At 71.2% G+C, this 17,029-nt stretch carries 17 protein-coding genes and 2 pseudogenes; 11 read left to right on the top strand and 8 right to left on the bottom strand.

The window, feature by feature from the left end; translation table 11 throughout:
* Nucleotides 1–122 (bottom strand): helix-turn-helix domain-containing protein (locus tag AB0L56_RS12400; protein ID WP_365422109.1); only part of this gene is annotated, 122 nt, incomplete at its 3' end.
* 624 nt (nt 123–746) lie between these two features.
* On the opposite strand from AB0L56_RS12400, the gene AB0L56_RS12395 reads away from it, so the two are divergent.
* Both AB0L56_RS12395 and AB0L56_RS12390 read left to right on the top strand, forming a co-directional pair.
* Complete coding sequence (locus tag AB0L56_RS12395) at nt 747–1,955, top strand: DUF2235 domain-containing protein (RefSeq protein ID WP_365422071.1); 1,209 nt, start codon at nt 747–749, stop codon at nt 1,953–1,955.
* Nucleotides 1,956–2,009: 54 nt separating this feature from the next.
* Complete coding sequence (locus AB0L56_RS12390) at nt 2,010–2,510, top strand: N-acetyltransferase (protein ID WP_365422069.1); 501 nt, start codon at nt 2,010–2,012, stop codon at nt 2,508–2,510.
* A 251-nt stretch (nt 2,511–2,761) separates the two neighbouring features.
* On the opposite strand, the gene AB0L56_RS12385 is transcribed toward AB0L56_RS12390, so the two are convergent.
* Entirely contained in the window at nt 2,762–3,649 is an 888-nt protein-coding gene (locus AB0L56_RS12385) for an endonuclease/exonuclease/phosphatase family protein (RefSeq protein WP_365422066.1), read from the bottom strand.
* 172 nt (nt 3,650–3,821) lie between these two features.
* A complete protein-coding gene (locus tag AB0L56_RS12380) occupies nt 3,822–4,439 on the bottom strand; it encodes an NUDIX domain-containing protein (protein WP_365422063.1) in 618 nt (205 codons plus the stop codon).
* Nucleotides 4,440–4,701: 262 nt separating this feature from the next.
* Here AB0L56_RS12380 and AB0L56_RS12375 point away from each other — a divergent pair, with 262 nt between their 5' ends.
* The 4 genes and pseudogenes from AB0L56_RS12375 to AB0L56_RS12360 all read left to right on the top strand — a co-directional run bounded on the left by AB0L56_RS12375 (nt 4,702) and on the right by AB0L56_RS12360 (nt 7,565).
* Entirely contained in the window at nt 4,702–5,220 is a 519-nt protein-coding gene (locus AB0L56_RS12375) for a lytic polysaccharide monooxygenase auxiliary activity family 9 protein (protein ID WP_365422060.1), read from the top strand.
* A 95-nt stretch (nt 5,221–5,315) separates the two neighbouring features.
* Complete coding sequence (locus tag AB0L56_RS12370; RefSeq protein WP_365422057.1) at nt 5,316–6,215, top strand: NAD-dependent protein deacetylase; 900 nt, start codon at nt 5,316–5,318, stop codon at nt 6,213–6,215.
* A 578-nt stretch (nt 6,216–6,793) separates the two neighbouring features.
* Nucleotides 6,794–7,111: pseudogene (locus AB0L56_RS12365) on the top strand (hypothetical protein); the annotation flags it as partial.
* A gap of 151 nt (nt 7,112–7,262) precedes the next feature.
* Nucleotides 7,263–7,565 carry a hypothetical protein gene (locus AB0L56_RS12360; RefSeq protein WP_365422112.1) on the top strand — a complete coding sequence of 101 codons (303 nt, stop codon included), beginning with the start codon at nt 7,263–7,265 and terminating at the stop codon, nt 7,563–7,565.
* A gap of 46 nt (nt 7,566–7,611) precedes the next feature.
* Here the strand turns inward: AB0L56_RS12360 and AB0L56_RS12355 are convergent, their stop codons facing one another.
* Nucleotides 7,612–7,983 carry a helix-turn-helix domain-containing protein gene (locus AB0L56_RS12355; protein WP_365422054.1) on the bottom strand — a complete coding sequence of 124 codons (372 nt, stop codon included), beginning with the start codon at nt 7,981–7,983 and terminating at the stop codon, nt 7,612–7,614.
* A gap of 79 nt (nt 7,984–8,062) precedes the next feature.
* Between AB0L56_RS12355 and AB0L56_RS12350 the strand changes: the two genes are divergently transcribed.
* The 4 genes from AB0L56_RS12350 to AB0L56_RS12335 all read left to right on the top strand — a co-directional run bounded on the left by AB0L56_RS12350 (nt 8,063) and on the right by AB0L56_RS12335 (nt 11,361).
* Nucleotides 8,063–8,473, top strand: a complete 411-nt coding sequence (locus AB0L56_RS12350; protein WP_365422051.1) for a RidA family protein — start codon at nt 8,063–8,065, stop codon at nt 8,471–8,473.
* 295 nt (nt 8,474–8,768) lie between these two features.
* Nucleotides 8,769–9,101: a hypothetical protein gene (locus AB0L56_RS12345; RefSeq protein ID WP_365422048.1), complete on the top strand. Its 333-nt coding sequence runs from the start codon at nt 8,769–8,771 to the stop codon at nt 9,099–9,101.
* 74 nt (nt 9,102–9,175) lie between these two features.
* Nucleotides 9,176–10,393 carry a SpoIIE family protein phosphatase gene (locus AB0L56_RS12340; RefSeq protein ID WP_365422045.1) on the top strand — a complete coding sequence of 406 codons (1,218 nt, stop codon included), beginning with the start codon at nt 9,176–9,178 and terminating at the stop codon, nt 10,391–10,393.
* Nucleotides 10,394–10,638: 245 nt separating this feature from the next.
* Nucleotides 10,639–11,361, top strand: a complete 723-nt coding sequence (locus tag AB0L56_RS12335; protein WP_361025524.1) for a trypsin-like serine protease — start codon at nt 10,639–10,641, stop codon at nt 11,359–11,361.
* Between the two features lie 90 nt (nt 11,362–11,451).
* Here the strand turns inward: AB0L56_RS12335 and AB0L56_RS12330 are convergent.
* Nucleotides 11,452–11,862 (bottom strand): annotated as a pseudogene (locus AB0L56_RS12330) (RICIN domain-containing protein); the annotation flags it as partial.
* Between the two features lie 101 nt (nt 11,863–11,963).
* Here AB0L56_RS12330 and AB0L56_RS12325 point away from each other — a divergent pair.
* Nucleotides 11,964–13,880, top strand: a complete 1,917-nt coding sequence (locus AB0L56_RS12325; protein ID WP_365422041.1) for an AMP-binding protein — start codon at nt 11,964–11,966, stop codon at nt 13,878–13,880.
* Nucleotides 13,881–13,903: 23 nt separating this feature from the next.
* Here the strand turns inward: AB0L56_RS12325 and AB0L56_RS12320 are convergent, their stop codons facing one another.
* Genes AB0L56_RS12320 through AB0L56_RS12310 form a run of 3 tightly spaced genes read right to left on the bottom strand, consistent with a single transcriptional unit; the run spans nt 13,904 to nt 16,914 of the window.
* Nucleotides 13,904–14,476: a GNAT family N-acetyltransferase gene (locus AB0L56_RS12320; RefSeq protein ID WP_361025518.1), complete on the bottom strand. Its 573-nt coding sequence runs from the start codon at nt 14,474–14,476 to the stop codon at nt 13,904–13,906.
* Nucleotides 14,477–14,519: 43 nt separating this feature from the next.
* A complete protein-coding gene (locus AB0L56_RS12315; protein WP_365422038.1) occupies nt 14,520–15,773 on the bottom strand; it encodes a cysteine desulfurase-like protein in 1,254 nt (417 codons plus the stop codon).
* A 43-nt stretch (nt 15,774–15,816) separates the two neighbouring features.
* The gene (locus tag AB0L56_RS12310) at nt 15,817–16,914 is read right to left on the bottom strand and encodes an AI-2E family transporter (RefSeq protein ID WP_361025512.1); all 1,098 of its coding nucleotides are present in this window, start codon (nt 16,912–16,914) and stop codon (nt 15,817–15,819) included.
* Between the last annotated feature and the right edge of the window lie 115 nt (nt 16,915–17,029).

The raw sequence follows: 17,029 nt of genomic DNA, 5'->3' as shown, positions 1-17,029 counted from the left end.
CGCTCCTCCAGCGCCTTGTTGTAGACGAGGCGGACGCAGCCGAACGTGCGGGACAGCTCGGCTGCCTGCTCGTCCGTGGGGTAGAAGCGGTACTTGAAAGCCCGCTTGACCTGCTGCGTCACGCCTCACACAGTATCAGATTCCGTGTGAGCGCCGGGTGTCGGCCGGTGGCCGCAGATGCCGAGTCGCCCTGGCGGCGATTCGCCTTTCCCTGCCCCGCTCCGCGGGAGCTTCGTTTCTCCCCCGCAAGCGGGAGGTACCCCCACCCCGGCCTGAAGGCCGGGGTATCCACGAAGGAGGCCCGATGATGTCCTCGGCCGTCGACCAGTCACCGGTCAGCCGCAGGCCGTGGTTGTACACGGAGCCGGCGAAATCCTCGTACAGCTGGGCGAACGCCTCGCGGTCGCCTTCGCGCACACGGCGCCGTAGCTCGTTGTCTGAGTCCCTCACACTTCGTTCTCTCCGTGACACCGGAGGCGTTCCGGTGATCCACGTCACGCGGTGCGGGTTACCGGAGGGCCGCGCGCCCCGGACGCCAGGCCCCCCTGCCGGGTCCGTCCGGAGGCGTTCCGGCACCCTCTCACGCGGTCGTGGATCGGACGCACACGGCCGACCTCGTCAGGACGAGCACCGCCGCGATGGTGAACAGGAAGATCGTCGACACCCCGTTGGCGCGGCGTGCCGGCGGGTGCGACGCTGGAAGTGGTGCTGTGAGCCGACTCCGTTCTCGCCAGGAGGGATGGGTCATGGCCAAGCGTCTGGTCGTCTGCTGCGACGGTACCTGGAACTTCGCGGACCAGCCGAGCAAGACCAACGTCGCGAAGATCGCCCTGTCCGTGCGTCCGGGAACCGTCGCCGGGAAGGAACAGCGCGTCTACTACCACAGCGGTGTCGGTACCCACCGGTGGGAACGTCTGCGCGGCGGGGCGTTCGGGGTGGGGCTGTCCCGGAACGTCCTGGACGCCTACCGGTTCCTCGTCGAGACGTACGAGCCCGACGACGACCTGTTCCTCTTCGGTTTCAGCCGCGGTGCGTACACCGCCCGAAGCCTGGCCGGGCTGGTGCGCAACAGCGGCATTCTGCGCAGGGACCACGCCGACCGGATCCCGGAGGCGTGGGCTCTCTACCGTGACCGGATGGAGCAGCCGAACGGCGCGGCCGCCACGTTGTTCCGCCGCTCCTACGCACGCGAATCGGAGATCGGGTTCATCGGGGTGTGGGACACCGTCGGTGCCCTGGGCATCCCCGTTCCGGGCGCGGTCCGGCTGCAGCCGGCGGCGCGGCGGTTCAACCGCCGCTGGGCGTTCCACGACACCGAGCTGAGCAGTTGGGTGAGCGCGGCCTTCCACGCCCTGGCCGTGGACGAGCAGCGTTCGGCGTTCCGACCGGCGCTGTGGCACCAGCAGCCGGGCGCCGACACGCAGGGCCAGGAGCTGAAGCAGGTGTGGTTCGCCGGGGTGCACTGCGATGTGGGGGGTGGCTATGCGCAGACGGGGCTGTCCGACATCACGCTGCTGTGGATGGTCGACCAGGCCCGCCGGCACGGGCTGAAGTTCGACGCCGGTGTGCTCGGCCCGGAGGGGCCCCGGGTGATGATGCCTCAGGAACGTGTCGACTTCCGCGTGCGGCCGGACGGTTCGGGCCCGGTCCATGCCTCGCGGAAGGGCATGTACCGGCTGTCCCCGCCGCTGCACCGGCCTCTCGGGGAGGCGGTGAACGACAAGGGTGAACCCGACGGGAACGAGTATTTGGCCGTGCCCGCCAAGGAACGCCGTGACCGGGACACCGGTTACCGGCCGCCGGGGCTGGAGCGCTACCTGGGCAGGCAGGACCGGGTCCGGCTGGAGCCCGTGCTGCTGCCGGGCATCTCCGCGAGCCTGCCGCCCCTGCCCCCGGCCGCGTCCGGCCCGGAAGCGGCGGCCGATGAGCACGACCGGCTCCACCGGGCCCGATGAGGCCGCGGCAAATGCCTTTGCGCAGCGTTCTGCCGCCATGGTTGGCTCGCGCTCATGACCTGGCTGCCCCGTGACTTCGTCCATCCCCTCCACGTCGGCGTACCCGGCGGCGGAGGCCACCGGCTGCGCCCGATCAGCGGTGCGGACGCACCGCTGGACTACCCGGCGGTGATGGGTTCGCGGGAGCGGCTGTTCTCGATCTTCGGCCCCGCGTGGGGCTGGCCGTCGGCGACGATGTCGTACGACGCGAATCTGGCCGATCTCGAGCGGCATGCCGCGGAGATCGAGGCCCACCAGTCGTTCAACTACACCGTCGAGAACGCGGACCGCACCGCCCTGCGCGGATGTGTCTATATCGACCCCCCGGAGAAGCAGGGGGCCGACGCCGAGATCTCATGGTGGGTGGTCGACGAGGAGGTGGGCGGCGCGCTCGAGCGGGCGCTGGACGCTTTCGTTCCGCGCTGGATCGCCGAGGACTGGCCCTTCGAGCGCCCGCGCTTCATCGGCCGGGACGTGACCTGGGACGAGTGGATGAAGCTGCCGGACCTGCGGTGACTCCACCGCCGGGCTGCCTGCGAGTCGCGACGTGCGCGGCACGGGGGAACAATGGGCCGTGGTTCCATCGCCGAGACAGAGCCGAGACAGAGGAGACGCGGATGTCCTCGAAGAGGCGCCGGAAGAAGAAGGCGCGCCGCAAGCACGGGGCGAACCACGGGAAGCGTCCGCAGTCCTGATCCATGCCGCACCGGCGTCAGCGGACGTCGTAGGCCGTTTCCTGGCCGGCGTCCGGCCCGGTGAACCTCAATTCACCCCTCGTGACCGACGTCCGTCGCCGCTTCCTGCTGCCGTTCCGGCGCCGGGGCCAGGTCGAGGTCCGTGTGCAGCGGATGGTGGTCCGAGTAGGGCGTGGGCTGCACGTGGTGCTTCAGCGGGCTGATGCCCCGCAGGAAGACGTAGTCGAACTTGCTCTGCCAGTCGGTGGTGGGCAGGCAGGTGCCGGTGGGTGAGGGGCGGCACTCGGGGTCCGTGTCGCCGGCCAGTGCCCACATCGGGGTGAGCTCGGGGGAATCCGGCACGGCGTTGAAGTCGCCGAGAACGATGGCACGGTCGTGCCGGGCGACCTCCTCGGCGAGTGCGGCGATCTGGTCCGTGCGGTATGTCTCCTGGCGGCGTTGCGCCAGGTGCGTGTTGAACACCCGGATCTCCTGGCCGTCCACGGTGGTGGTGACCGCCATGTATCCGCGGTCCTCGGAGCCCCCGTCCCGGTACTCGACGTTGACGCGGTCCTTCATCGGCGCGGCCGACAGGATCGCCTGGCCGTACCCTCCGGGGTTCCACGGCAGTCCCCCGCAGCGGCCCCAGTTCTTGAGCACCGTCCCGTACTGGACGTGGTAGACCAGCCCGTAGAGGTTCTCCAGATGGTTCCGGATCCGCGCGACATCACGCGCGCAGGCTTCCTGCAGGCCGATGACCTGGGGCGCGTAGGAGGCGATCTCGGCTGCCCGGTCGGCGTTGCTGGTCCCGCAGGGGTTGCAGATGTTCCAGGTCATGACCCGGTTGGGTACGACGTCCCTGACGGCGTCGGCGGGCAGTGGCCTGGCGAGGGGGACGCCGCCCGGTGCACTGGGGCCGAGGACCATCATGCAGGTCACGATCACCGCGCCCGCGAGCAACCGAGGGCCCCTTCCGAACACCGTCGCCTCCCCGTTGTCGATACCTGTGGCGGATGACGTCTCTCGGCATGAGGTTAAGTGACAGTCGTTGACGGCAGCATGTGTTTCCCCGTGAGGGAGTGCGTAGGTCCTGACGTCGGGGAGGGGGTGACACCGCCGTCACCCGGTGCGCTTCTGATATCGCCCGGTCCGCTCATCGCTGCCCGCCGGTCCGGGTGTGTTGCAGCTTTTGGGTGAAGCGGTGCATATGGGGGTCGAGCGACTCGGCGGGCTCCTCGAGCACCTCCTCGGCGGTGAGCCAGCGGATGGCGGCGAACTCACGTTCGTCGTAGGAGGTGACGGTGCGCGCGTCGGCGTCGAGGAGGTACCAGAGCGAGACGTCGGTGTGCGGGCCCTCTCCCCGGGTCCGGGTGACGGTGAGGAAGAACGGGTGTTCGCCGGTGATCGGTGACGCCACGGCTTCGAGGTCGAGTTCCTCACGGCATTCGCGGACCACGGCCGCCCAAGGGTGCTCGTCCGGCTCGACATGTCCGCCGGGTGGCAGCCAGAGGCCCGCCTTGCGGTGCGCGACCAGGAGCAACTGTCCGCGCCCGTGGTCGAGGACGACGAAGTAGCTCACCAGATGCGTCGCCGGTACGTCCGGCTTGCGCACGCGGTAGAGCGGTGCCCCGCCGGTGACCCACTGGGTGGCGGTCTCCACATGGGTGCGTTCCAGGGCGTCCCACGGCTCGATGGCTCTGATCGTCTCCAGCAGGCACGAACGGGGTGACGGGCAGTCAGGAGCGGCGGGCGGGCGCGTTGTTGAGGTCATCCGTGCATCCTCGCAGGCCCCTCGGACTCAGCCTTGACACGTTCATGGTCGTCGCTTGTATGGTCTAGGCCAACAGAACTCGCCGCTCCGCTTCGGGAGTTGATCCTTCGCGGGCCCCGACCGTTTCCCCGCGAGGACGGTGAGTGCGCGCCACCTTCGCGCCTCCTGGCCCCCACCCACGAGCGGTCGCCCCGTCGCCTGCGGTCTCCCCCACTGATGACCACATGCGCCCCGGGGACGATCCGATGTGAAGGAGTTCCCCATGCGTACCAGCAAGAAGAAGGCCGCGCTGATCGGCGCGGCTCTCGCCCCCGTCGTCGCCGTCGGCCTCCCTGCCTCGTCGGCGAGCGCACACGGCTACATCTCCGATCCGCCCAGCCGCCAGGCGCAGTGCGCCGCGGGCACCGTGCCCTGCGGGGACATCACCTACGAACCGCAGAGCGTCGAAGGGCCCAAGGGCCTGACCAGCTGCAGCGGCGGCAACAGCCGTTTCGCCGAACTGAACGACGACAGCAAGGGCTGGACCGTCACCCCGGTTCCGAAGAACGCGACCTTCTCCTGGCGGCTCACCGCCCGGCACGCGACGAGCGCCTGGGAGTACTACGTCGGCGGTCAGCGGATCGCGCGGTTCGACGACGGCGGGGCCAAGCCCGGCGAGGTGGTGAACCACCGGGTCGACTTCGGAGGTCTCACCGGACGGCAGAAGGTCCTCGCCGTGTGGAACGTCGCGGACACCACCAACGCATTCTACGCCTGCATCGACGTCAACGTGGGCGGCTGAGCACCGGACGGGGCCGGTTCCGGGAGCGAGCGGTTCGTTCCCGGGGCCGTGGCCGGTCCCGCACCGGCCCCCGACCGGTTTCGTACCCTTGCGCTATGCGCATGCGCCCCACCTTGAGCTGGACCCCTGTCGGGGACCTGCCGCCCGCTACCACCGACACGGCGCCGGTCGCCGATGCGCTGCGCGCCGGGGGCGTGCTGGTGCTCAGCGGGGCGGGCATCTCCACGGAGTCGGGCATCCCCGACTACCGCGGCGAGGGCGGGAGCCTCAGCCGGCACACCCCGATGACGTACCAGGAGTTCACCGCGAGCGTCGGAGCCCGGCGCCGGTACTGGGCGCGCAGTCATCTGGGCTGGCGCACCTTCGGCCGCGCCCTGCCCAACGCCGGGCACCGGGCCGTGGCGGCGTTCGGACGGCACGGTCTGCTCTCGGGGGTGATCACCCAGAACGTCGACGGTCTGCACCGGGCCGCCGGCAGCGAGGGCGTCGTGGAGCTCCACGGCGGGCTGGACCGGGTGGTCTGCCTCTCCTGCGGCACGTTCAGCCCGCGCGGCGAACTCGCGGCCCGGCTGGAGGAGGCCAACCCCGGCTTCGATCCCGTGGCCGCGGGCGTCAACCCGGACGGCGACGCCGATCTCACCGACGAGCAGGTGGCCGGCTTCCGCGTGCTGCCCTGCACGCTGTGCGGGGGCATCCTCAAACCCGACGTGGTGTTCTTCGGGGAGAACGTTCCGCCCCAGCGGGTGGAGCACTGCCGCACCCTGGTCCGTGCGGCGTCCTCGCTGCTGGTCCTGGGCTCCTCGCTGACGGTGATGTCGGGACTGCGCTTTGTCCGCCAGACCGCTGAGGCCGGCACTCCGGTGCTGATCGTCAACCTGGCCCCCACTCGTGGCGACCGGCACGCCCTCACCCGGGTCGCGCTCCCGCTGGGATCGGCCCTGACCACCGTGGCCGACGGGCTGGGGGTGTCCGTCGACGGCAGGACGGCGGCTTGAGGGGAGGGAATCGGGGCGCTTGTGCGAGGATCGTCGGCGGAAACCAGGCCGGCCGGTGATCCTCCTCGGGGGCGGGGCGAGTGGACGACGACGAGATACGCGCATGCTTCGACGGCCGGGCCCGCGTCGTGCTCCGGCCGGGCCGGTACAGCGCGTCCGTGCAGCGCCTGGCCGACGAGGTGGCCCACGCGCTCGGATACCGGTACGTCGAGACAATCAGGCACTGGCCCACGGGATTCTCGCTGGTCTACGAGCGCGACGACGGCCCTCAGGCACGTGACCGCAACCGGCTGACCATTGCCCGGCTGCGCGCGGGTGGCCCGGTGCTGCCGGAGATCGAGCCGCCTCCGCCGCCGCCACCGGGCCCTCCGCCGCCCGCACCGTCAGGTGCTCCCCGGCCGCCGCGCCGACCCCCCGCGGAGCCACCGCCGCCGCCACCCGTCGCACCGGCTGCCCGCCGAATACCGCCGATGCCGCCCTGTCCCCCGCCCCCGGCTCCCCCTCCCCCGGCTCCGCCTCACTCGGCACGTCAATGATCGTTTCCGGCCAACAACGATGGTCGAGAAGTGCCGCCCCAGATGCGTAGGCTGCGAGGCGCACGGCGTCTGTCGGTCCTCAACGCCTGGAGTACGTCGGTGGAGTCACCCACGCCTCTCCCCGAGACGCTGCGTCGCCTCGATCTGGAAGGCGTTGAAGGACATCCCCGCACCCAGCGCCGTCCGCGCTCCCCTGCCCTGGTGGCGGACTCCCCCGGCGGTGCTGCTGCCGGACGGAAGACGGTCCTGTACGACGCCATCCTGGCGCTGACCCCCTACTGCGACCCGGACGTACGGGAGGCGGCCCTGCGCGCCGCGCTGCGCAGCGGGGACGACGAGGCCCGGGCGGCCGTCACGGCGGAGGCGGCGATGATCCTCGTCGCCCGGGAGAGGCAGCGCACCGAGGTGATCCCCAGCCGCGCGAGCCACTGCGGTGTCTCGCCTACGCCAGTCGCTTCTACCGCGCCCCCGTGTCCCGGCTCCCGGATTCGCGCGGCGTGCTTGACACAGCGTGGACGCTCGCCGTGGGACGGACATCCACTACGTAACGACCAAGGGCAGGACCCCGACCGACGCCGACCGTCTGCTGCACCGCTATGTCAGCCGGCTGTCGCGCACCGCGACCGGCTCTTTCCACGCCGCCACCGCCCTGACCGACGTACTGGCTCTGCAGGCGGCGCCCACCTCCCTGGTCAGGCCCGGTATGGTGCTGACCGCACTCGTCGGGCCGCTGCGCCCGGAGCCCGACGGCCGCCCGTTCACACCGGGCGAGTTGAGACTCCTGCGGGACCTTGAGGAAGCGACCGGCGAGTAATCGGCGGCCGGCGCCGCGGCCTGACCGGCCCGCGGGTTCCGGGCGCTCATTCGGCATCGAAGGCGCGACGCGCGCGCTCGACCTCGGGCATGTGCGCCGTGACCCACTCCAGGAGCACCTCGATCGGGTGCCGCATGGTCTTGCCCAGAGGTGTGATGCGGTACTCGACGGCGACGGGGCGGGAGCTCAGGAGCACGCGCTCGACGATGCCGTTGCGCTCCAGCCGGCGCAGTGTCGCCGTGAGGGACTTCTGGGTCACCGCGGGGATGGCGCGGCGCAGGTCGTTGAACCGGCAGGGCCGTTCGCAAAGTTCGTTGAGAACGCTCAGCGACCACTTGTCCAGCACCTGGTCGAGGAATTCCCGGTGCGGGTGCTCGATCCTGAGTTGGCCGTCGTGGCTGTCCGCGGTATCCGGCACGATACGTGGTCTCCTTGAAGTGTCCTTCGTCCACCAGGTAGCAAAGGTATACCTGGTTGGCCCGAGTGAGGAGACCCCGATGTCCGTTCGTCGTTTCACGCCCGAGGGCATGCCGCAGCCCACCCCGTACGCGCATGTCGCCGTCGGCACCGGCACGCGTCACGTGCATGTCAGCGGCCAGGTCGCCCGGTCGGCGGACGGAGCTCCCGTCGCCCCGGGCGACCTCGCCGGGCAGGTCGCCCACGCGCTGCGGAACACCGCGCGGGGCCTGGCCGGCGCGGGTGCGTCGTTCGACGACGTGCTGCGGCTGACGTTCTACGTCACGGACTGGACGCCCGAGAAGATCGGCGCGTTCATGACCGGGGTCGAACAGGTCGCGGAGGAGACCGGGCTGCCGATGCCCCTTCCGCCCTCCTCGCTGATCGGGGTCGACCACCTCTTCGAGCCCGATGTCCTGGTCGAGGTGGAGGCGACCGCCCTCCTGGACTGAGCCCGCCCTCGTATTTACCTTCTCTTTGCAACCCGCGCCGGTGCTGCCTCGTCTCTCCGCACGATCCATCACCCAGCCCGCCCGGTCACCGTGCGGGCGGACCTCGGGCCGGAGACCGCGGGCCGCTCGGCGGCGCGGCGGCGCGGCAGGGCGGCGGCGCGGCAGGGCGGCGGCGCGGCGGCGCGGCAGGGCGGTGCACGTACCGTCCTGCCTGGTTCCGGCAACGTGGTGGGGCACAAGGCTGCCGACCTGCGGACCGGCGTGGCCCGGTGGAACTGCCTATGGTCGCGTCTGTGTGCCGGGAATTCCGGGCGGCGTCCGGTTCGTCCGTCCGGAGGACTGGTGGACGCACGACGAAAAGGCCGCGTCGTGTGTCTTAGCGGCGCACACCGCCCCGCCGTCCGTCCCCGGATACCCGCCCATGCCGCACCTGCACGAGTCCCATGAGCCCTCTCCCCCGATACAGGAGCTGATCGACGAGGTGGTCGTCCGCTTCGACGCCTACGCCCGGGCCCGGGCGGCGCGCGACAGCCTCTTCCCGACGGTGCGGGCAACCCCGCGCGGGGAGCAGCAGGCTTTCGACGCCCTCCAGGCCGCCGTCGTACGCCTGCGCAACAGGCTGGGCTGAGCGGTCGGCCCGGGACCCGCCGCGTGGTCGAATACTGGGAGCAGGAGGGTCTGCGGACGGACTGGGGAGCGCACGTGAGCACACCGCGGGTCGACTACCGGGCGTTGTTCGCCGCGACGCCCACCCCCTGTCTGGTGCTGGCGCCGGATCTGGTGATCGTCGAGGCCAACGACGCGTACCTGGAGGTCACCGGACGGACGAGGGACGAGCTCGTGGGCCGGTACGTCTTCGAGGCCCACCCGGACAATCCCTCGGACGCGTCCGCCAACGGCGTCCGCAACCTGGCTGCCTCGCTCGACCGCGTGCTGAGCTCCAAGGAGCCGGACACGATGGCCGTGCAGAGGTACGACCTTGCCGTCGCCGGGCGCCCCGAAGCGTTCGAGACGAGGTGGTGGTCCCCCGTGAACACGCCCGTCCTGGGACCCGACGGCGAGGTCCGGTGGATCATCCACCGGGTGGAGGATCTGACGGAGTTCATGCAGTCCCGTCCGTTGCGCGGCGAACCGGGACTGGAGGCCGAGCTGTTCACCCGGGCGCAGGACCTCCAGGTGCTCAACGAGGAGTTGCGCGGCGCGCATGCGTGGGAACGCCGTACCGCGCTGACCCTGCAGGACGCCATGCTGCACTCGCCCGACCTTGCCGGTCATCCCGAGATCGCCGTGCGCTACATGCCCGCCACCCGGTCGCTCAACGTCTGCGGCGATTGGTACGACGTGGTCGATCTCGCCGACGAGAAGTTCACCATCGCGGTCGGCGACGTGGTGGGCCACGGTCTGGAGGCCGCCGCCGTGATGGGGATGCTCCACAGCGCCCTGTCCGCGGCCGTCCACGCCATCCCGGAACCCGGCAAGGCCATGGACGTCCTCAGCGGGTACGCCCGTACGTTCGAGGGTGCGCTGGCGACGACGGCGGCCAAGGCCGTGGTCGACCGCCGCAGCCGCCGGATCACCTACACCTGCGCCGGCCATCTCCCGCCCGTCCTTGTCAGCACCGACGGCAGTGCCGTACTGCTCGACCAGGCGACCGATCCGCCGCTGGGCGTCCTGACCGACCAGGGGCCGCGGCCCCAGGCGACGGTGCCGTTCACGCCGGGCGACACCCTCGTGCTGTACACCGACGGTCTGGTCGAACGCCGTGGCGAGAGCATCGACACGGGACTGCGCCGGCTCACCGATGCCGTGTCCGAGCACGCCCGGATGGGCCCCGACGACTTGGCCGACACCCTGCTCACCCGTCTCGGTGTGGCCGACGGCGGGACCGACGACATCGCCCTGATCGTCGTACGGCTCTGACGCGGGGGCTGTGACGAGGGGGGTCTTCGCCAGGTGACACCGGGACCGCCTCCGCCCCACCGTCGGGGATAGCTCCGCGCTATCGCCAGATGTGAGTACCGCCGTTCAACGATTCTCCGGGATTCTGGGCCGAGCCCACCCCGAACTCACCTGTCACACAGGTGAGTTCGTCAGGGCGCGGCCCATGGGGCCGTCAACCCCCACACCCGCACGCCCCTTGGGCGTGTCCGAGGAATCGAGGAACCTTGCGCATATCACGGCTCTTCCCCGCTCTCACCGCGGCAGCGGTGACCGTCCTCGCGCTTCTCGCCCCCAACGCCGCCGCGGCCGAGGCCCCGGCGCCTCCCGTCACCAAGGCTCCCCAGCCCATCATCGGCGGCGGGTACGCCAACAGCGGCCCGTGGGCAGCCCGGTTGTTCTCCAACGGCAGAGAGACCTGTTCGGCGACCATCATCGCCCCGACCTGGATCCTCACGGCCAAGCACTGTGTCACCGGCGGCGGACTGTCGTTCCGCATCGGCAGCCTGGACCAGCACAGCGGCGGCACCGTCGCCAACGGCGTGCAGACCTACACCCACGGCGCGGACCTGGCGCTCGTCCGTCTCGACCGGTCCGTGTCGGCGACCTACGCCCGGCTCGGCCAGCCCGGCTCGGTGTGGGTCGGCCAGAGCGTGCAGGTGTACGGCTGGGGCGCCACCTCGCAGTGCGGGTCCGAGGCCAACTGCCAGTCCCGTTATCTGAAGGTCGCCAACGTCACGGTGACAGGCGGGTGCGGCGACGCCTACGGCGGTTCGGCCATCTGCGCCCGGCGCGGCGACGGCATCACCGCGGGCGGTGACTCGGGCGGTCCGATGATGGCCAACGGCGTCCAGGTCGGTGTCGCCTCCACCAGCGACCGCCAGACGACCACGGCGTACACCAACGTGACGGCGTACCGCTCCTGGATCCAGTCGGTCGCGGGCGTCTGAACCGCGCACGCCGGTCCCCAGGCCACCGGGCCCCTCACCTCGACATGGTGGGGGGCCTTTCGCCATAACGCTTCCCCTGCTGTTACCGCGTCACACGAAGCGCCACAGATGGTCGGCCGTGCCGTTGTCGTCGAACTGGACAACCTGGGCGCTGTTGGATGTGGACATGCCGTCGACGCCGAGCACCTTGCCGCTGTGCTTGTTCCGGATGCGATGCCAGCCGTCCCCGTTGTCCACCAGCGTCCAGAGGTGGTCAGCGGTGCCGTTGTCCTCGTACTGCACGACACGCGCACTGTTCGCGGTGGACATCTGGTCGACGCCCAGCACCTTGCCGCTGTGGCCATTGCGGATCAGGTACCAGCCCTCGCCCCGGTCCAGCAACTGCCAGGCGTGGTCGCCCGTGCCGGTGTTGTCGTACTGGACCACGCGTGCGCTGTTCTCGGTGCACATGTTGTCGACCGCGAGCACCTTGCCGCTGTGTCTGTTCTCGATCCGGCGGAACCACCCCATTGACTGATCCTTACGCACGGGTAAGTTGACTCTCGAGTAAGTAAGTACGGCAGCAACCAGCACGAGAGCATCAGCCGCGACCGGGAGCCGTCATGGGCGTACGCAAGGATCTGAAACGGGCGAAACGACGCACCGATCTGGCCGAGCGGACCAGAGTCGAGACCGTCAGGGACGAACGCGGCGTCGTCCGTGAGGCCCGTACGGCGGCCCTTGCCGCGCGGCCGACCACCGGCAGCACCGCCGACATCCCGTTCACCAACGCGGCCGAGGCGCCCGACGCGGTGGTCGTGCGCCGCGAACAGCACGGCACCTGGCACCCGGTCACGGCGGCGGTCTTCGCCGATGAGGTCACCGCCGTCGCCAAGGGGCTGATCGCCGCCGGTCTCGAGCCGGGCGACCGGGTCGCGGTGATGTCCCGCACCCGTTACGAGTGGTCGGTCCTGGACTTCGCGATCTGGTCCGCCGGCGGTCAGAGCGTGCCGGTGTACGCCACCTCCTCCGCCGACCAGGTGGAGTGGATCGTCCGTGACTCGTACGCCCGGTACGTCGTCACGGAGACCGCGGAGAACACCGCCACCGTCCGGGCGGGCACCGCCGATCATGCCGCGCCCCCGCGGCTGTGGGAACTGGACGCGGGCGCCCTCGCCGACCTCACGGCTCTCGGCGAGGGCGTCCCGGACGAGGAGGTCACCAAGCGCCGTACCGCCCTGACCCCCGACGCCGTCGCGACCCTCTGCTACACCTCCGGCACCACCGGGCGGCCGAAGGGCTGCGTCCTCACCCACGCCAACCTGTACGCCGAGGCCGCCAACACCGTCGAGCTGCTGCACCCGATCTTCAAGGAGGTGACGGACCAGGTCGCCTCCACCCTGCTGTTCCTCCCGCTGGCCCACATCCTCGGCCGCACCCTGCAGATCTCCTGTCTGATGGCCCGCATCGAGATCGGCCACTGCCCGAGCATCGCACCCGACGAACTGCGGCCCAAGCTCAAGGCGTTCAGTCCCACGTTCCTGGTGGGCGTTCCCTATCTGTTCGAGAAGATCCACGACACCGGCCGGGCCACCGCCGAGAAGATCGGGCGCGGTGCCTCCTTCGAACGCGCCCACCGCGTCGCGGTCCGTTTCGGCGAGGCCCATCTGAACCGCTTCCTGGGCCGCGGCAAAGGACCCGGCCCGGGGCTGTACGCCGCCTGGGCGCTTTACGACCTGCTGGTCTACCGCCGGGTCCGCAAGGAACTCGGCGGGCGCGTGCGGTACGCCATCAGCGGCGGCTCCCCGCTGGAGCGGGACCTCAGTCTCTTCTTCTACGCGGCCGGAATCATGATCTACGAGGGCTACGGCCTGACCGAGACCACCGCCGCCGCCACCATCGTCCCGCCGCTGGGCCCGCGCCCCGGCACCGTCGGGCCGCCGGTGCCCGGCACCTCGGTGCGGATCGCCGACGACGGGGAGGTGTGCGTCAAGGGCGGCATCGTCTTCGGGGCGTACCACAACAACCCGGCCGCCACGTACGAGGTGCTCGACGACGGCTGGTTCACCACCGGCGACCTCGGCTCCCTCGACGAGGACGGCTATCTCACCATCACCGGCCGTAAGAAGGACATCATCGTCACCTCGGGCGGCAAGAACGTCTCCCCGGCCGTCCTGGAGGACCGGCTGCGCAGCCGTCCGCCCGTCGGCCAGTGCCTGGTCGTCGGCGACAACCGGCCCTTCGTGGCCGCGCTGATCACCCTCGACCCCGAGACGGTCGCCCACTGGCTGGCGGTGCGCAAGCTGCCCGCCGCCACCCCGATGTCCGAGGTCGTGCGCGACCCCAGGATGCGCGCCGACGTGCAGAAGGCCGTGGACTACGCCAACAAGGCCGTCTCCCGCGCGGAGTCCATTCGCGCCTTCACCCTGATCGACGGCGAGTTCACCGAGGAGAACGGGCTGCTCACCCCTTCGCTCAAGGTCAAACGGCGGGCCGCGCAGGACAAGTACGCGGCGGAGATCGAGGCGCTGTACTCCTGACGCCCCCGCTCCCGCGTGCCCGGTCAGCGCAGGTCGCGCCGCATCAGGACGCGGGGGTGGCCGGCCAGTACCGAGGTCGTGTCGGCGGCATGGGTGAAACCGGCCCGCTCGAAGTTCTTCCGCAGCCCGGCGTACGCCATCGTCAGGTCGACGCGTGCGTCCCCGTTGTCGAGGGGGTACCCCTCGACCGCCGGGGCACCGTGGGCGCGGGCGAACTCGACGGCGCCGGCGATGAGGGCGTGCGAGATGCCCTGCTTGCGGTGACCGGGGCGCACACGGATGCACCACAGCGACCAGACCGGCAGGTCGTCGATGTGCGGGATCTTGCGGTTGCGCGCGAAGGAGGTGTCCGCGCGGGGTGCGACCGCGGCCCAGCCGACCGGCTCGTCGCCGTCGTAGGCGAGGACCCCGATGGGTGTACCGGAACGGCACAGCTCGGCCACGTACTCGCCCCTGGCCGGTCCGCGCAGTTCCCTGTTGAGCTTCGACGGGAGACGGTAGCTCAGGCACCAGCAGACGTTCGCCCCGGGCGACTTCGGGCCGAGCACGGCGCGAACGTCCTCGAAGACGGAGGCGGGGCGGACGTCGATGGTCATACGCCCACGATGCCACGCCGCGTGGGCGTCAGGGCAGCCGTCGTCACCCGTCGGCCCGGGCCGTTCGCTCCAGGAACTCCGCCAGGCCCGCCAGGAGGCGGTCGACGTCCCGGTCGTCGCTGTACGGGGCCAGGCCGACGCGGAGTCCGCCGGTGTCCCCGAGACCGAGGTGGCGGGACGCCTCCAGGGCGTAGAAGCTGCCGGAGGGCGCGTGGACGCCCCGGCCGGCGAGGAAGCGGCCGGCGTCCTGGGTGCGGTGGCCCTCGAAGGTGACCAGCAGGGTCGGGGTGCGGCGGGCGGCGCGGGAGTGGACGGTGACCCCGTCGAGGGCCGCCAGGCCCTTCTCCAGCCGGGCCTGGAGCGAGGCCTCGTGCTCCTCGATCAGCTCAAACGCCGTGCCGAGCCGTGCCCTGCGGTCGCCGCCGTCCTGCTGCCCGGCCGGTCCCGCCGGTCCCTCCGGTTCGGCTAGTCCGGCCAGGAAGTCGACGGCCGCGCGGGTGCCCGCGAGGAGTTCGTAGGGCAGCGTGCCGAGCTCGAACCGCTCGGGAACGGCGTCCGTGGAGGGCAGGAGCTTGTCCGGGCGCAGGGTCTCCAGGAGCTCCGGGCGGGCGGCCAGCACCCCGTGGTGCGGGCCGAGGAACTTGTACGGGGAGCAGACGAAGAAGTCCGCGCCGAGCGCCTCGACATCGACCGGGGTGTGCGCTGTGCGGTGCACGCCGTCGACGTACAGCAGGGCGCCGGCCTCGTGCACGATCCGCGCGATCTCGGCCACCGGGGGGATGGTGCCGATCAGGTTCGACGCGGCGGTGACCGCGACGAGCCGGGTGCGTCCGGACAGCTGCGCCCGGATGTGTTCGGCGGTGAGTTCACCGGTGTCCGGGTCGAAGTCCGCGCGGCGGACGGTGGCGCCGGCCCGTTCGGCCGCCTGCACCCAGGGGCGGATGTTGGCGTCGTGGTCCAGCCGCGTGACGACCACTTCGTCGCCGGGTGACCAGCCGACGGCGAGGGTGCGGGCGAAGTCGTAGGTGAGCTGGGTGGCGCTGCGGCCGAAGACGATGCCCTCCGGGCGGGCGCCCAGGAGGTCCGCCATGGCGCGGCGCGCCTCGACGACGAGCGCGTCGGCGTTGCGTTCACCGGGCAGTGCGTCGCCCCGGTTCGACAGCGGACGGGACAGCGCGGCGGCGATCGCCTCGATGACGGGCAGCGGGGTCTGGGTGCCGCCGGGGCCGTCGAAGTGGGCGGTTCCGGCGGCCAGGGCGGGCACCTGGGCGCGCAGGGCGGCGAGGTCGTAGGTCATGGGTGGCTTCCTCTCGGTGCGGAACCGTGGGCGCGGTGTGCGGTCAGGTGGGGGTGCCCCCGGCCTCGGGTTCCCGTGGCGGGTCGGTGAGCTGCTCGCGCAGATAGTTCCAGACCACCGCGATCAGGGCGGCGACGGGTACGGCGAGCAGGCTGCCGACGATGCCGGCCAGGCTGCCGCCCAGGGTGACCGCCAGCAGCACGACCGCCGCGTGCAAGCCGAGCCCGCGGCTCTGGATCATGGGCTGGAACACGTTGCCCTCGAGCTGCTGCACCACGACGATGATCGCCAGCACGAGCAGCGCGTCCGTCAGCCCGTTGGAGACCAGCGCGATCAGTACCGCGACCAGTCCGGCGAACACGGCGCCGATGATGGGCACGAACGCGGACACGAAGGTCAGCACCGCCAGCGGGAGCACCAGCGGGACGCCGAGGATCCACAGGCCCAGGCCGATCAGTACGGCGTCGATCAGGCCGACGAGCGCCTGCGACCGCACGAACGAGCCCAAGGTGAGCCAGCACCGCTCGGCCACGACGGGAACGTCGGTGGCGAGCCGGCCGGGGAGCTGGCGGCTCAGCCAGGGCAGGAAGCGCGGGCCGTCCTTGAGGAAGAAGAACATCAGGAAGAGCGCCAGGACGGCTGTGACCACACCGTTGACGACGGTGCTCACGCCCGTGACGGCGGTGGTGGCGATGGACCCGGCGCTGTCCTTCAGACGGGCGGTCGCGGCGTCCAGGGCCTCCTCGATCTGTGCGTCGTCGATGTTCAGCGGCGGTCCGGCGGCCCAGTCGCGCAGCCTCTCGACGCCTGCGACGACGCCGTCGCCCAGCTCGCGGGACTCCGCCGCGACCGGCACCGCGATCAGTGCCACGGTGCCCGCGGCCACCAGCAGGAACAGCACGGTCACCAGGGAGGCGGCGAGCGCCGGCGGCATGCCGCGCCGGCGCAGCAAGCGGGCCGGGGGCCACGTGAGCGTGGTGAGGAGCAGACCGACCACGAGGGGCCAGACCACCGACCACATCCGGCCCAGTGCCCACACCACGACCACGGCAGCCACCAGGACCAGCAGCAGTTCGACGGAGACGCGCGCCGAAGTGCGCAGTGCGGCACGGGTTCGTCCCGTATTCAGCGTGGCAGACATGCAGGCACCTTAAGGGGCGCGCCCCGGCCATGTGATCACCGGGATCCGGGGCCGTCACCGGTGGCGGCGCCCGTGCCGCGTGGCCGCCACCGGTGCCGTGTCCTCCGCCGTACGG

Origin of the sequence: Streptomyces sp. NPDC052079 (assembly GCF_040680275.1) — a bacterium.
In the GTDB taxonomy this organism is placed as follows: Bacteria; Actinomycetota; Actinomycetes; order Streptomycetales; family Streptomycetaceae; genus Streptomyces.
The sequence above is the reverse complement of the archived record's forward strand: the minus strand, read 5'-3'. Positions and strand labels throughout refer to the sequence as shown.